The organism is Micromonospora sp. NPDC048868 (assembly GCF_043198195.1).
In the GTDB taxonomy this organism is placed as follows: domain Bacteria; phylum Actinomycetota; class Actinomycetes; order Mycobacteriales; family Micromonosporaceae; genus Micromonospora; species Micromonospora reichwaldensis.
Map to the genome: position 1 here is coordinate 1 of NZ_JBICUN010000006.1, position 14,956 is coordinate 14,956.

Sequence of the window (14,956 nt, forward strand, 5' to 3'; positions counted from 1 at the left end):
ACCCGCGCCTACGCCGACCGCCGACGTACCCAAGGCAAAACCGACCGCGAAATCAAACGCTGCCTCACACGCTACGTCGCCCGAGAGCTCTACCGGCGCCTCGAAACCCCACCCCAACCACTTGACGCGGCATAGGAGCGTCCGCCCGGCGGGCTCAGGCGATGGTGCAGATCGCCGCGCCGGCGGTGATGACGGCGCCGACCTCGGCCGCGAGGCCGCTGACCGTGCCCGCCTTGTGGGCGTGCAGCGGCTGCTCCATCTTCATCGCCTCCAGCACCACGACCAGGTCACCCTCGGCCACGGTGTCGCCGTCGGCGACCGCGATCTTGACGATGGTGCCCTGCATCGGGGAGGTGAGCGCGTCGCCGCTGACCGCGACGCCGGCCTTGGTCCCGCCGCCCCGGCGGGCCGGCTTGCGCGCGGCGGGCGCGGCGGTGGCCGTACCCCCGCCGAGGCCGACGGGGAGGCTGACCTCCAGCCGCTTGCCCCCGACCTCGACCACGACGGTCTCCCGCTCGGCCGGCGCGTCGGCGGGGCCGGCGGCGGCGGTGAACGGCGCGACGGTGTTGTCGAACTCGGTCTCGATCCACCGGGTGTGCACGGTGAAGGGCTCGGCGGTGAACGCCTCGTCCCGGACGACCAGCCGGTGGAACGGCAGCGCGGTGGCCATGCCCTCGACGACCATCTCGTCCAGGGCGCGCCGGGCGCGCTCCAACGCCTCGGTACGCGTCTCGCCGGTGATGATCACCTTGGCCAGCAGCGAGTCGAAGTTGCCGCCGATCACGTCGCCGGCGGAGATGCCGGTGTCGACCCGGACGCCGGGGCCGGTGGGCAGCCGCAGCGCGGTGACCGTGCCGGGGGCGGGCAGGAAGTTGCGGCCCGGGTCCTCGCCGTTGATCCGGAACTCGATCGAGTGCCCGCGCGGCGTCGGGTCCTCGGTGAACCGCAGCCGCTCGCCGTCGGCGATCCGGAACTGCTCGCGGACCAGGTCGATGCCGGCGGTCTCCTCGGTGACCGGGTGCTCGACCTGGAGGCGGGTGTTGACCTCCAGGAAGGAGATGGTGCCGTCGGCGCCGACCAGGTATTCCACCGTGCCGGCGCCGTGGTAGCCCGCCTCGCGGCAGATGGCCTTGGCGCTGTCGTGGATCTGGGCCCGCTGCGCGTCCGTGAGGAACGGCGCGGGGGCCTCCTCGACCAGCTTCTGGTGGCGGCGCTGGAGCGAGCAGTCCCGGGTGCCGACCACGATCACGTTGCCGTGCCGGTCGGCCAGCACCTGCGCCTCGACGTGGCGTGGCTGGTCCAGGTAGCGCTCGACGAAGCACTCGCCCCGGCCGAACGCGGCGACCGCCTCGCGGGTGGCCGACTCGAACAGGTGCGGGATCTCCTCCATGGTGCGGGCCACCTTGAGCCCGCGCCCGCCGCCGCCGAAGGCGGCCTTGATGGCGACCGGCAGGCCGTGGTCGACGGCGAACGCCAACACCTCGTCGGGGCCGCCGACCGGGTCGGGGGTGCCGGGCACCAGGGGCGCGCCGGCGCGCTGGGCGATGTGCCGGGCGGTGACCTTGTCGCCGAGGTCCCGGATCGCCTGCGGGGTGGGGCCGATCCAGGTCAGCCCGGCGTCGATGACGGCCTGGGCGAAGTCGGCGTTCTCGGAGAGGAAGCCGTAGCCGGGGTGGACCGCGTCGGCGTCGGCCTTCGCGGCGACCTCCAGCAGCTTGTCGATCCGCAGGTACGTGTCGGTGGCGGTGTCCCCGCCGAGCGCGTACGCCTCGTCGGCCAGCGTGGTGTGCAGGGCGTCCCGGTCGGAGTCCGCGTAGACGGCGACGCTGCCGAGGCCGGCGTCGCGACAGGCGCGGATGACGCGGACGGCGATCTCGCCGCGGTTGGCGATGAGTACCTTGCGCACCTTGCTGGCTCCTCCCGGAGGGTCACTGACCGGGAGTGTATCGGCCACCGTGGCGGCCCTAACGATCGCTCAGTGTGGGATGCCGCACTGTTCACCGCGCCCTAGTCAAATTTGCTTATTACGCTCGTCCGGTGTCTGCCACGCGAATGATGATCCTCGGGCTGGTGCGCTGGATGCAGCCGGTGCACGGCTACGACGTGCGCCGTGAGCTGCTCAGTTGGAGCGCCGACAGGTGGGCGAACGTGCAGCCCGGGTCGATCTACCACGCCCTGCGCAAGCTGACCCAGGAAGGGCTTTTGCGCGAGGTGGCCACCGAGCAGGTGGGCGCCCGTCCGGCCCGCACCACGTACGAGGTGACGCCGAAGGGCGAGGAGGAGTTCGAGTCGCTGCTGCGCGGCCTGTGGTGGCAGCTGCACGAACCGCCGGATCCGTTCGCGGCGGCGTTCTCCTTCCTGCCCGCGATGCCGCGCGAGGAGGCGGCGGCCGCCCTGCGCAACCGGGCGAACCTGCTGCGCGCCGGTGTCGAGTGGATGCGTACGTCGTTGAGTTCTGGCTGGCTGCGTTCGACGAAGCCGGTGCACGTGGGGTGGATGTTCGAACTCTGGACCGCCCGCTCCGAGGCGGAGATCTCCTGGTGCGAGCGGATCGCGGAACGGATCGAGTCGGGGGTGTCGTACCTGCCCGAGGGGCTGGAGCGGGCGCAGGGCTGGGAGGGCTGGGAGGAGCAGCTGCCGCCCCGGCCGACGGAGGGCGAATAATCAACGTTGACCAAAAGAGCTATATCGCGTTAGCCTGCCCGGGGCGCCACGGGGGAAGCATGCCGTCCGGCGTCGTCTCCGAGGGACAGACAGGTGGCCGGTGGCACCGGCCCGGACGACCAGGAGCAGACATGATCGAGACCAGAGGGTTGCGGAAGTCGTTCCGCTCCCGAGAGGGTCGCCAGAAGAAGACCGTCGACGCGGTGCGCGGCGTCGACCTGAAGGTCACCGAGGGGGAGATCTTCGGTTTCCTCGGCCCCAACGGCGCCGGCAAGACCACCACCCTGCGGATGCTGGCCACGCTCATCGAGCCGGACGGCGGCGAGGCGACCGTCGCCGGGGTCGACCTGCGCAAGGACCCGGCCGAGGTGCGCCGCCGCATCGGCTACGTCGCCCAGGGCGGCAGCACCTGGGACGAGTCCACCGCCCGGGAGGAACTCGTCCTGCACGCCCGGATGTACGGCATCGGCAAGGCCGACGCGCACCGGCGGGCCGCCCGCGCCCTCGACGCCTTCCAGCTCACCGAGTACGCCGACCGCAAGTGCAAGACGTACTCCGGCGGTCAGCGCCGGCGGGTGGAGATCGCCCTCGGCATCATCCACGAGCCGAGCATCGTCTTCCTCGACGAGCCGACGACCGGCCTCGACCCGCAGAGCCGGGCGCACATGTGGGACGAGATCCGCCGGCTGCGGGGCGACGGCATGACCGTCTTCATCACCACCCACTACCTGGAGGAGGCCGACGCGCTCTGCGACCGGATCGCGATCATGGATCACGGCGAGGTGGTCGCGGAGGGCACCCCGACGGAGCTGAAGCGCGAGATCTCCGGCGACGTCGTCCTGGTCGGGCTCGACACGGCGGCCACCCCGCAGGCCGCGCAGCTGCTCGACGGCGAGCCGTACGTCAACAAGCTGGAGACCGCCGAGGAGGGCGGGCTACGCCTCTACGTCGACGAGGGCGCCACGGCCATCCCGCAGATCCTGCGCCGCGTCGACACCGCCGGCCTCGGGCTCAGGTCCATCGAGCTGCACCGGCCCAGCCTCGACGACGTCTTCCTCACCAAGACCGGCCGCTCGCTGCGCGAGTCCTGATCCCGACCGGAGAGATCCCATGAAACTCGCCCGTGACACCTGGCTGATCTTCCAGCGGCAGCTCCAGCTACTGCTGCGCAACCCCGTCTGGGTCTTCGTCGGCGTCTTCCAGCCGGTGATGTACCTGCTGCTCTTCGCCCCGCTGCTCAAGCCGGCGCTGAACGCGCCCACCCAGGCGGAGGCCTACAAGATCTTCGTACCCGGCCTGCTGGTGCTGCTGGCCATCTTCGGCGGCCTGTTCCAGGGCTTCGGCCTGATCGCCGAGCTGCGCGCCGGGGTCATCGAACGCTCCCGGGTCACCCCGATCAGCCGCCTCGCCCTGCTGCTCGGCCGCTCGCTGCGCGACGTGGTGTCGCTCATCGTGCAGGCGGTCATCATCACCCTGCTCGCGCTCCTGTTCGACCTGCGCGTCTCCCTCGTCGACCTGCTGCTGGCGTACCTCATGCTGGCCCTGATCGCGCTGATGACCTCGGCCGTCTCCTACGGCATCGCGCTCAAGGTCAAGAGCGAGGACGCGCTGGCCCCCCTGATGAACACCGTGGCCCAGCCCGTGCTGCTGCTCTCCGGCATCCTGCTGCCGTTGACCTTCGCCCCCGGCTGGCTGCAGGGCATCGCCGAGTGGAACCCGTTCTCCTGGGCGGTCGACGGCACCCGGGCCCTCTTCGCCGGCCAGCTCGGCGACGACAAGGTATGGCAGGGCCTCGGCATCATCGCGCTCCTCGCCGCCGCCGGCGTCGTCTGGGCCGCCCGCCAGTTCGCCCGCAGCGTCCGCTGAGGTGTAAGGAAGGGCACCTTCCTGACGCCTGCGGTAGCGGAAGGTGCCCTTCCTGACGCCGGGGGAGAGTTGCCTCTCACCACGGGCGGGGCGCCGCCCCGGCGCTTGTAGCGTGAGGCCGGTGCCCCAGCTAACCCGTGACCGGCTCACCTGGCTGACCTACGCCCAGCTGGGACTGTGGGGCTTCTTCCTCTACGGCTTCGGGCCGGTCGTGCCGCTGCTCCGCGACGAACAGGGCACCTCCGCCGCCGTCGCGAGCCTGCACAGCACCGGCATCGCCGTCGGCGCGCTGGCCGGCGGGGCGCTCTTCGCACCCCTGGCCCGCCGCCTCGGCCGGGGCCGGGCGATCTGGGTCGGGCTGGCCGGCGTGGCGGCCGGCGTCGCCGCCCTGGGCGTCGTCCGTGCCCTGCCCGCCACGATCACCGCCGTGGCCGTGATCGCCACCTTCGGCATGCTGGTGATCAGCGGCGTGTCCGTGGTACTCACCGACCGGCACGGCGCCGGCGCGCCAGCGGCGCTGACCGAGGCCAATGCCGCCTGCGCCGGCGCCGGCATCCTCGCCCCGCTGGTCATCGGCGCCAGCGTCGACGCAGGATGGGGCTGGCGACCGGCGATGGCCGTCGAGGTCGGCCTGATCGCGCTGGTCGCGCTCGCCGCCGTGACCTTCCGCGTACGCCTGCCGCAGCCCGCCCCCGCTGCCGCGGCTCCCGGCTTTCCGGCTCTCGGCTCTTCGGCTTCCGGCCTTCCGGTTTCCGGCGGGGTCGCCTCGGGGGCCGGCGTCCACGGGGCCGGCCGACGCCTGCCGGTGGCGTACTGGATCGCCTGGGTGCTGATGGCGGTCACCGGCTCGATCGAGGTCTGCCTGTCGCTCTGGACGGCCGACGTGCTCCGCTCGCACGCCGGGATGGCGGCCGGCGGCGCCTCGGCCGCCGTCGCCGCGATCGTCTGCGGCATGTTCGTGGGCCGGCTCGCCGGGGGCCGGCTCGCCCTGCGGTACCGGCCCGTGCCGCTGCTGCTGGCCGCGCTGGGCGTGTCGCTGGCCGGGTTCGCGCTCTTCTGGATCGCGCCGGTCGGCTGGCTCGCCGTCACCGGCCTGGTCGTCCTCGGCCTCGGCAACGCCCTGCACTACCCGCTGGCGATCTCGATCGCGCTCGCCGTCGCCGGGCCGGCTGCGGACCGGGCGGCCGGCTACGCGTCGTACTCGATGGGGGTGGGCTTCGGGATCGCGCCGGTCGCGCTCGGCTGGGTGGCCGACGGCGTCGGACCGCACCTGGCCTTCCTGCTGCTGCCGGCCTTCATCGCGGCGGCTGCGCTGCTCGCCGCCCGCCTGGGCCGCGCCCTGCGCCCGGCCCCCGCCGACCTCCGATCCCCGACCCCCGCCTGACGCCAGCGCCCCTCGCGGATCTTGGATCTCCGGCGGTTCTTGCGTCCTCCGTGGATCTTGCATCCCGGTTGACCTTGGGGCCCGGTGGACCTTGGGTCGCGGTGGACCTTGGGTCGCGGTGGACCTTGGGTCGCGGTGGATCCGCTGGATCTTGGTAGGCAACGGCCCCTCCAGGGGCTGTTGCCTACCAAGATCGCGCAGAGGTCGGTCAGGGTCAGTGCACTCGGGCCAGGGTGAGGCCGTCGGCGATCGGGAGCATCACCGCGTCGACGCGGACGTCGGCGAGCACCTCGTCGTTGAACGCCGCGATGGCCCGGTCGTCGGCGTTCTGCGGGGCGATCACCCGGCCACCGCGCAGCACGTTGTCGACCGCGATCACCCCGCCGGGCCGCATCCGGGGCACCAGCTCCGCCCAGTAGACCGGGTAACCGGTCTTGTCGGCGTCGATGAACGCGAAGTCCAGGTGGCGCTCGTGGGGCAGCTCGCGCAGCGTGTCGCCGGCCGGGCCGATGCGCAGCTCGATCCGGTCGTCCACGCCGGCGCGGGCCCAGTACCGCCGGGCGATGCCGGTGAACTCCTCAGAGATGTCGAAGCAGGTCAGCCGCCCGCCCTCGGGCAGCCCACGGGCGATCGCCAGCGACGAGAGGCCGGTGAACGTGCCCACCTCGACGGCCTGCCGCACCCCGAGCAGCCGGGTGAGGAAGGTCAGGAAGGCGGCCTGCTCCGGTGCGACCTGCATCTGCGCGTCGTTCGGCAGGGCCGCGCGGGTCTCCTCGGCCAGGTCCCGCATGATCTCGTCCGGCGGCGCCCCGTGCCCGACCAGGTACTCGTGCAGTTCCGACGTGAGCGGGATCGACTTGGTGGTCATGAGCGGACGCTAACCGAGCGACTCGACCGTCTGGTTGCCGGGCGCGACCTTCGTCCACAAATCTGTGAGCCGCAGGTCCAACTCGGCGAGCAGGCGGCGCAGCATCGGCAGGCTGAGCCCGATGACCGTGCTCGGATCACCCTCGATCCGCTCCACGAAGGGCCCGCCCAGGCCGTCGATCGTGAAGGCACCCGCCACGGCCAGCGGCTCGCCCGTACCCACGTACGTGGCGATCTCGTCGTCGTCGATGTCGGCGAAGTGCACGACGGTGGAGGCGACCGCCTCGGCCCGCCGCCCAGCCTCGACGTCGATCAGGCAGTGCCCGCTGTGCAGCACGCCGCTGCGCCCGCGCATCCGCTCCCAGCGCCACGTGGCGTCGGCTGCGTCGGTCGGCTTGCCGAAGATCTCCCCGTCGAAGGCCAACACGGAGTCGCACCCGATCACCAGCGTCCGCTGGTCGGCGGCCGGCCGCAGCCGGGTGAGTACCGCCTGCGCCTTCATCCGGGCCAGTTCCAGGCAGAGCTCCTCGGCCCGCTCCGTGACCACGAGGGACTCGTCGACGCCGCTGACCAGCACGTCCGTCTCGATCCCGGCGGCCTGGAGAATCTTTCGGCGGGCAGGGCTGGCGGAGGCGAGCACGAGGCGGAGCGGCAAGGACTTCGGCACGTCGCCGACGTTACCGGCTGACCTGGACGAGGACGTCTCGGGTGGGACGTGTCGACCCTTCCCTGCCCGTCTCCGTCTCCGGCTCCGTCCTCCGGGTTGCTCAGCGACTGACGCGGGGCGGCGGGTCGTCGCCCCGACGACGCCGACGGGCGATGAACGTCCACGCGCCGCCGGCTGCCACGATCACGCCGAGGGTGACCAGACCGCGAGCCGTCGCCGCACCGTTCCCGTCGCCCGCCGGCTCCGCTGCCGCCGTCGTGGTCGAGGGGGTGTGGGCCGGCACGCTCGCCGTCGCCGATCCGAAACCCAGCGGCGGCACGTCAGCCGTCAACGCCGCCACCAGGTCGATGACCCCGTGGCCGTACTCGTCGTCCCGTCCCGGCGGGCCCTTGTCGATCGCTGTGGCGGTGAGCCTGTGCGCCACCTCGGAGGCGGGCAGGTACGGGTACTTGGATCGGATCAACGCGACGGCCCCAGCGACGATGGCTGTGGAGTCCGAGGTGCCGGTAGCTCGGCGGTATCTACCGTCGACGCTAGTGCTCAGAATTTCTACGGCTGGTGCGACTACCTCGACCTCGGGACCCATCACTGATGTTTCGGCGCGTTTTCCCGTGCGGTCAATTCCGCCGACGGCGATGACACCTGGATGGCGGGCAGGATAACCAACGTTTTGCATTTGTGGTCGATTGCCCACTCCTGCGACCACTACAATATCCGCCGCCAGAGCAGCGTCCAACGCACGTTGGAGGCGAGCGCTTGCGCCACCGGCGGCGGAGATGTTGATCACGTCTGCGTTGCTTCTCACAGCGTGCTCCACCGCAGCGGCAAGGGCGTCAGTGTTTCCGTTCCGACTGGTTGTGCTGTCCAAAATCGGGATGATCTTTGCCTTTGGTGCAATGCCAAGAGCGCCGACTTTGCCTCGGCCGTGAGCTGCGATTAGGCCGGCCATTCCAGTTCCGTGGCCGTCTACGTCGTTGTGCCCGTTCCCGCTGCCGCCATGGATGACATCTGCGCCGGGAAGGAGATTTCGCAGGAGGTCGGGATGCGGAGCTACGCCCGTATCCAAAACGGCAACTGTTACGCCTGCACCTTGACTAATCCGATGGGCATCAGTAGCTCGCAAGAAGCTTAGGTGCCACTGCTCGCTTCGGATTTCATCAGGCGCCAATTCGATGGAAGTCCTGATCTGGGTAACGTTCGACGCGGTTCCGAGCGCAGCTGATGGAGTGCCTGAAGTAAAGAGGGCGACAAGTGCAAGTGCCACCCGTCCAGTAACAAGAATCACCGATTGAAGCCGATAGCGGGACCGGGATCGATTGGGCCATCTTCATCTGGCGGCCGGACTACCGGAGCAACGCCCTGATCTGTTTCCCAGGGGTGGTCCGGATCCCAGTGGCGCGGCTCGTCGCGACGGTCACGCCAACTCGTCCTAGCGGGTGGGCCAAGGGCCCCTGCGGTGTTACCCATACCAGGTAGTCCTCCGAATTGTGGAAGACCGTGCGCCGTTCCGATTCCGCGCCCACCGCCAGGGCGGGAGCCCGCCCCACCTGTCGGTGCTGTTCCTGCGCCTCCACCGCCGATTACCCCTCCGATAGGGTTGACGCGACGCGGCGAAGGATTGCTGGCGGCTGGTTGCCCGAGATTCATTCCCGGCACACCACCGATGAGCCCTCCCGGAGGCATCGCCTTAGGTGGCGTGACCTGGGGCGAGTTGCTCGGTGAGCCGGTTATGGATCGCATAGGTGGGAGAGGTTGCTGGTTGGGCGGATTTGGGTTGGTGGGCGTATTTGCAGTTCTCGGAGTAAAGGGCGGTGTCGCGCCCATGCCTGAAGTTGAAGGACTTGGCGTGATTGGTGTGGCAGGGCCAGTAGTGCCAGGGCTTGCAGGAGTCGGAGCCAGGCCAGTGCTAGCGCCTGCACCGCCCAGTACTGGTCCAACTCCGGGCGCCGTCGGTGTAGGGATCGTTTGTGGTCTGAGTGAGGAAGAGCCTGCGCTGCCCGACGTGGTTTTGGAAGTCAATGGAACCGGCACGATCGGAGGGATGACAGGAACAGAGCCCCCACCGGGGGGAAGAGCTATTTCTTCATCGATATTGGGGGCAGGCCTAGGTGGTGGTTGGCGGAGCATTACTCGGGCGTGTTGGAGTTCGCCGCTGAGGCCGTACATGATGCCGCGTGCCTGGACGTTGAGGCGTTCGAGGTCCGCGTCTGTCACAGGGCGATCGGGGACCCGGCTGCCCATGGCCGCCTTCGGGTCGGCGAGCGTCGCGTCGTACGTCTGCTTCTCCTGGACCTTGACGGCGTACGTCTCGTAGATCTTCTTCAGTTCCGTGCGGGTGGCGCTGATGGCCTGCGTGGCGGCGGAGAGTGCGGTGTAGTTGGCGCTGGCCGCGTCGTGCGTGCGCTGCACCTTGTCGATGAGCTCGTCCAGTTCGCGGACGTAGGCCCGGGCCGCCTCGTTGGTCTCCGGGGGCCATGCCTCGGCGAGCCCCTTGCGGTATTCCTGGAGCCGGCTCAGGTGCATCCGGGCGAGGTCGCAGATCTTGCGCCAGCCGGCGACCTGCTTCCAGTGGTTGGTGGTGTCGTGGTCCTGGAGGCAGGCCCACATGCTGGCGACGTCCATCAGCCGCCAGTCGGTGAGGGCGGACGTGCGGCCGCCGGTGCCCCGTTCGATCATGGCAGCACCACCGGACCCTGTCCCCGTCCCTGTCCCTGTCCCGGCGCGGGTTCCGGCCCGGTGGGATCGGGCAGCATCGGTGGCGCGCCGCGAGGTGCTGTGGGGGCCGGGTTGGCGAGGGCCCGCTCGATGTCGGTCACGCGCGCGGCGGCGAAGGCGTCGGACCCGGTGTAGCGGGTGGCGACGGTGCCGGCGGCGACGGCCAGGTGGCCGGTGACGTCGCGGACGCCCCAGACCATGTCGGCGGTGGCCTGCTGGGTCTCGTGGTGCGCGCGCAGGAAGTCGACCAGCTCGATGAACGCGTCGGCCGGGTTGGGCACCGGTGCTGTCAGGTCCGCGGCGATGTACGACAGGTGCGGGTCGTAGTTGCGTTCCACTTCGGTCTGGAGCTTGTCGGCGAACTCGCGGAGCTGGCGGATGTCGGCCTCGATGCCGCCGTAGCCGCGGAGCCAGGACGCTGGACCGTCCTCCTCGGGGATCATCGGCCCTCCCTGCCCGTCACTGCGTCGTTTCCCTGAGTGAGGTTAATAGGTCCCCGGGGGTGTCGGCAGCCCCGCCCCGGCACACACCGGCTCCCCTGCGGGTGTGCAGGGGCGCCGAGCTGCGGTGATCCGTGCGGAAAAGGTCAGCGGGGCAGGCCGGACGCCCGCCAGGCGCCGGGGCCGGCGACCGCCGCCGCGACGGGCCGGCCGGAGCGCGCCCAGGCGGACGCGGCGACCGGAGGGGTCGCGGCGGCCGGGCGGGACCGTACGACGATCGCGCCCACCAGCGCGGCCAGTTCCTCGGCGGTGGGAACCCCGCGGACGACCCGGAACAGCGGCTCTTCGGCAGACATGGCGTCAGCGTACGCGTCGGAGAGGTTGAGCTGAACCGCACAGTGGCGTGCCGGCGGTGTGAGCGTCGTCGGCTCCGGGTACCGTCTGGGCGATGTCGAACGCGCTGCCCCAACTCGTCGCTGACCGATACCGGCTTCTCTCGCCGCTCGGTCAGGGCGGCATGGGTCGGGTGTGGAAGGCGCGCGACGAGGTGCTGCACCGGGACGTGGCGATCAAGGAACTCGTCCCGCCGCCCAGCCTCACCGACGAGGAGCGCCGCGAGATGCGGGAACGCTCGCTGCGTGAGGCCCGGGCCATCGCCCGGCTCAACCACATCAACGTGGTCCGCATCTTCGACGTGCTGCGTACCGACGGCGACCCGTGGATCGTCATGGAGTACGTGGCGTCGAAATCGTTGCAGGACACCCTCGCCGAGGACGGCCCGGTGACGCCGGCGCGTGCCGTGGAGATCGGCCTGGGCGTGCTGGCCGCGCTGAAGTCGGCGCACAAGGCCGGCGTGATGCACCGCGACGTCAAGCCCGGCAACGTGCTGCTCGGCGACGACGGCCGGGTGGTGCTGACCGATTTCGGCCTCGCCACGATTCCCGGCGACCCCAACGTGACCCGCACGGGAATGGTGCTCGGGTCGCCCGCGTACATCTCGCCGGAGCGGGCCCGCGAGGGCACCGCCGGGCCGGAGGCCGACCTCTGGTCGCTGGGCGCCACCCTCTACGCGGCGGTCGAGGGCAAGTCGCCGTACGCGCGACCGTCGGCGATCGCCACCCTGGCGGCGCTCGCCACCGAGCCGATGCCGCCGCCGAAGAACGCCGGGCCGCTCAAGCCGGTGCTCAACGGCCTGCTGCGCAAGGACCCGAAGGAGCGGATCACCGCCGAGGTGGCGGAGAAGCTGCTGCGCCGCGCCGGCGGCAAGCGCACCCGCACGATCCCGCTGCTCGACGGCGTACGCCGGCCGGGGCCGAACGGTCCGCGTGAGCCGCGCCCGCCGCTGGTGCCGGCGCCGCGACCGGCCGAGAGCGGGCCCGACAGGCCGGTCAGCCCGCCGGCGCCGCGCGCGCCGCTGGCGGCGGCCGGCGCCGGTGCCGCCGCGGCGTCCACCGCCGAGGGCGCGACGGCGGCGCTCTCCTCGGACTCCGTGCCGACCGCGAAGGTCGGATCCTCCACCTCGGACGCGGCCCCGACGGCGAAGGTCGACCCGCCGAAGCCCGCGCTCGACGACACGAAGGCCGAGCCGGCGATCCCGGCGCCCGGCAGGCCGGCGAATCCCACCTCGGTGATGCCCGCGCCGGTCAGCCCGCCGTCCGGCCGGGCGACGGTCGTGGCGTCCAGCGGTACGAAGCCGAGCAACACCCGGCGCAACGTGCTGATCGGGGTGCTGGTGGCGCTGCTGCTGATCGGCCTGGTGGTGGTCGTGCCGATGCTGACCAGTGGCGACGGTGGGGACGGCGGCGGCACCCCGCAGGCCGACCCGACCGGCGTGGCGACCTCGCAGGGGCAGCCGCCGCAGTCCTCGGCGCCGGCCCCGCCCACGAGCGCCGCGCCGAGCCCGACGCCCTCGGCCACCCCGTCGCCGACGCCGGACGCGCTGCCGGCGGGCTGGAAGCTGCACAAGGACCCCGCCGGCTTCGCGCTGCCGATCCCCGCGAACTGGGTGCGCCGCAACGCCGGAGCGAACACCGTCGTCTTCGACGAGCCCAACGGTGTGGGCGAGCTGCTGATCCAGTGGACCAACACGCCGCAGCCGGACGCGTTGGCCGACTGGAAGGAGAAAGAGCCGGATCGCAGGAAGTACGTAAACAGCTACCAGTACGTCGACATCACGAGCTGTGAAGGCTTCTGGAAGACCTGCGCGGACTGGGAGTGGCTGGAGACCCGCGACGGCACGCGGATCCACGTCCGCAACCGGGGCTTCGTCACGGCCAAGAACCGCGGCTACGCCCTGCGCTGGGAGGTCGCCGCGAAGGACTGGCAGGCCAACCTGGCCAACTTCGACCGGATCGCCAAGGGCTTCGTGCCCGACCGCAAGGACTGACCCGCGGGATTCGCGCCCGTTGCGAGATCGACTCGCATGATCTTCCGCCGTACGGGGTATCTGACCTTCACAACGGAAGGGAGGGTACGACATGGGTTACCGACTCAGGGACGCCCGGCCCCGAGCGGCACTGTGGATGCTCGTGGCCCTCGGCGACATCGTCCTGCTGCTCGCCGCCGCCGGCCTGCCGCTGTTGTTCGCACTACTCAGCGTCGTCACCGTCACCCTCGCCGGGGTGGGCGTCCGGCGCTTCGCCCGGCGGAACGCGCTCGCCCGCGAGAACGCGGCGACCGTGCCCGTGGCGGCCCGACGGCAGGTCTGACGCCCTCGAGAGCGGCATGGCGGCAGCCGGACCAGTTGTCGACCGTACGGTGACAACCGATCCCGCTGCCGCCAACCGCCTCCCCAGGCGATTCAGGCTCAGGTGTTGTTGGCCAGCGCGATCAGCCGGCTCCGGTCACCGTTCCAGTGGTTGCGGTCGACCCCGCCGCTGATGCCGGCGACGCTGCCCCGGTCGGTGTACTGCCAGAAGCTCCAGAACGGCGCCCCGGCCGGCAGCGTGCCGACGGTGCTCGACCAGCGGGCGATCCAGAGCGGGTGGTTGGCCCAGGGGGCCGTCCAGCTGCCGGTGCACTGGTTCCACCAGCTCGTGGTGGTGTAGATGACGGCGTAGCGGCCGGTGCGGGAGCGGTAGGTGTTCAGGAAGTCCTGCACCCAGTTGCGCATGCCGGTCGTGCTCAGGCCGTAGCAGTAGCCGCCCGCGTACGGGTTTGCTTCGAGGTCCAGCGCGGCCGGGAGGGTGCGGCTGTCGGCCGACCAGGCGCCGCCGTTGGAGGCCAGGTAGTTCGCCTGTACCGCCCCGGAGGAGATGTTGGGCCGGGCGAAGTGGTACGCGCCCCGGATGACGCCGGCGTTGTAGGCGGCCACGTAGTTCGTGTTGAACCTCGGGTCCTTGTAGCTGGTGCCCTCGGTCGCCTTGATGAAGGCGAACTGGATGCCCGCGTTGCGGACGCTGGTCCAGTTGATGGCGCCCTGGTAGTGCGACACGTCGATGCCGGGCGTGGTGGCGGCCGCCGCGGGGGTCGCGGTCGCGACGAGCCCCGCCGCCGCGGTGGCGAGGGCCGCCAGGGTGGCGGCGAGCAGCCGCCGCAGGGATGTTCCGGTACGGGTCATGGATGCCTCCAAGGACGCCGGACTGAATAGACGTCCATCTTTGGAGGTAAGTGCCCCGAATGGCAAGAGGGGCTAAGGAAATCTTCATGAACGGCGGAAGCCGGCCACCCCGGCGGCGGGTGGCACCGCAGCCGGCGAGCGGACCGGGTGAGGCGCTCTCCGCCTCAGCGCAGCGTGGCCGGGTCGACGCGCCAGCGGATCGGCTCAGCCAGGCGGAACTCCTCGCCCGGCTTCGCCACCTGGTCCTCGACGTAGTGCGCGCCGTCGAGCCGGTGCAGCCGCAGCGAGTGGCCGGCGCCGTCCTGCTCCACCAGCAGGTACCACGGGATCCCGGCGATCGCGTAGAGCTGCATCTTGACCAACCGGTCGGCGGCCGCGTTCCCCGGCGAGACGATCTCGCAGACGAGGACCACCTCGCCCGCCTCGACGACGGTGCCCTCGTCGTCGGTGTCAGCCACCACCACGTCGGGGATGACGATGCGGTCGACACCGAGCCGGACGTTCACCGCCTCGAAAACCGCGAGGGCATCCGCCGCGCCGTCCAGGCTGTTGGCCAGCAGCCGCGACACCCGCTGGTGCCGCTTGCTCGGGGCAGGGCTGACGATCAGGCTCCCGTCGAGCAACTCGATCCGGTTCGGCGTCTCGCCCATGGCGAGGTACTCGGCCTCGGTCCACAGGCCGACGTGGGGTTCCAGGGGTGCCGCGGTCACCGGCGTCCACCTTCCGCTCCTGTCGCCACCGGATCAGCGTTCCAGGCTTCGGGCCGACGAGGACGCAGCGACACAGGTCGGGGC

General features: G+C 71.1%; 14 protein-coding genes. 6 read left to right on the plus strand and 8 right to left on the minus strand.

Translation table 11 applies throughout. The features are described 5' to 3' along the window. Positions 1–154: 154 nt before the first annotated feature. A complete protein-coding gene (locus ACGFNF_RS11300) occupies positions 155–1,906 on the minus strand; it encodes an acetyl/propionyl/methylcrotonyl-CoA carboxylase subunit alpha (protein ID WP_393167358.1) in 1,752 nt (583 codons plus the stop codon). 146 nt (positions 1,907–2,052) lie between these two features. Between ACGFNF_RS11300 and ACGFNF_RS11305 the strand changes: the two genes are divergently transcribed. The 4 genes from ACGFNF_RS11305 to ACGFNF_RS11320 all read left to right on the plus strand — a co-directional run bounded on the left by ACGFNF_RS11305 (position 2,053) and on the right by ACGFNF_RS11320 (position 5,914). After that, positions 2,053–2,664 (plus strand): PadR family transcriptional regulator, encoded by a 612-nt coding sequence (locus ACGFNF_RS11305; protein ID WP_393167793.1) that lies wholly within the window; start codon positions 2,053–2,055, stop codon positions 2,662–2,664. A gap of 131 nt (positions 2,665–2,795) precedes the next feature. After that, positions 2,796–3,755: an ATP-binding cassette domain-containing protein gene (locus ACGFNF_RS11310; protein ID WP_393167360.1), complete on the plus strand. Its 960-nt coding sequence runs from the start codon at positions 2,796–2,798 to the stop codon at positions 3,753–3,755. A 19-nt stretch (positions 3,756–3,774) separates the two neighbouring features. After that, positions 3,775–4,530, plus strand: coding sequence for an ABC transporter permease (locus ACGFNF_RS11315; protein ID WP_393167361.1), 756 nt, complete (start codon positions 3,775–3,777; stop codon positions 4,528–4,530). Positions 4,531–4,651: 121 nt separating this feature from the next. Next, on the plus strand, positions 4,652–5,914 hold the full coding sequence (locus tag ACGFNF_RS11320; RefSeq protein WP_393167363.1) for an MFS transporter: 1,263 nt from the start codon (positions 4,652–4,654) through the stop codon (positions 5,912–5,914). Between the two features lie 214 nt (positions 5,915–6,128). On the opposite strand, the gene ACGFNF_RS11325 is transcribed toward ACGFNF_RS11320, so the two are convergent. The 5 genes from ACGFNF_RS11325 to ACGFNF_RS11345 form a co-directional block, all read right to left on the minus strand. Further along, positions 6,129–6,782, minus strand: a complete 654-nt coding sequence (locus tag ACGFNF_RS11325) for an O-methyltransferase (RefSeq protein WP_393167365.1) — start codon at positions 6,780–6,782, stop codon at positions 6,129–6,131. 9 nt (positions 6,783–6,791) lie between these two features. Then, positions 6,792–7,448 carry a Maf family protein gene (locus ACGFNF_RS11330; RefSeq protein WP_393167367.1) on the minus strand — a complete coding sequence of 219 codons (657 nt, stop codon included), beginning with the start codon at positions 7,446–7,448 and terminating at the stop codon, positions 6,792–6,794. A 100-nt stretch (positions 7,449–7,548) separates the two neighbouring features. Beyond that, positions 7,549–8,634 carry a type VII secretion-associated serine protease mycosin gene (gene mycP / locus ACGFNF_RS11335; protein WP_393167795.1) on the minus strand — a complete coding sequence of 362 codons (1,086 nt, stop codon included), beginning with the start codon at positions 8,632–8,634 and terminating at the stop codon, positions 7,549–7,551. A gap of 1,486 nt (positions 8,635–10,120) precedes the next feature. Then, entirely contained in the window at positions 10,121–10,606 is a 486-nt protein-coding gene (locus ACGFNF_RS11340) for a hypothetical protein (RefSeq protein ID WP_393167369.1), read from the minus strand. A gap of 143 nt (positions 10,607–10,749) precedes the next feature. Further along, positions 10,750–10,959, minus strand: coding sequence for an acyl-CoA carboxylase subunit epsilon (locus tag ACGFNF_RS11345; RefSeq protein WP_357577876.1), 210 nt, complete (start codon positions 10,957–10,959; stop codon positions 10,750–10,752). Between the two features lie 92 nt (positions 10,960–11,051). Between ACGFNF_RS11345 and ACGFNF_RS11350 the strand changes: the two genes are divergently transcribed. Both ACGFNF_RS11350 and ACGFNF_RS11355 read left to right on the plus strand, forming a co-directional pair. Next, positions 11,052–12,989 (plus strand): protein kinase, encoded by a 1,938-nt coding sequence (locus ACGFNF_RS11350; protein WP_393167371.1) that lies wholly within the window; start codon positions 11,052–11,054, stop codon positions 12,987–12,989. Between the two features lie 91 nt (positions 12,990–13,080). Continuing rightward, positions 13,081–13,311, plus strand: coding sequence for a hypothetical protein (locus ACGFNF_RS11355; protein WP_393167373.1), 231 nt, complete (start codon positions 13,081–13,083; stop codon positions 13,309–13,311). A gap of 98 nt (positions 13,312–13,409) precedes the next feature. Here ACGFNF_RS11355 and ACGFNF_RS11360 read toward each other — a convergent pair whose 3' ends face one another. Next, on the minus strand, positions 13,410–14,162 hold the full coding sequence (locus tag ACGFNF_RS11360) for a GH25 family lysozyme (RefSeq protein ID WP_393167375.1): 753 nt from the start codon (positions 14,160–14,162) through the stop codon (positions 13,410–13,412). A 164-nt stretch (positions 14,163–14,326) separates the two neighbouring features. Continuing rightward, on the minus strand, positions 14,327–14,872 hold the full coding sequence (locus tag ACGFNF_RS11365) for a Uma2 family endonuclease (protein WP_393167377.1): 546 nt from the start codon (positions 14,870–14,872) through the stop codon (positions 14,327–14,329). Positions 14,873–14,956: the final 84 nt, after the last annotated feature.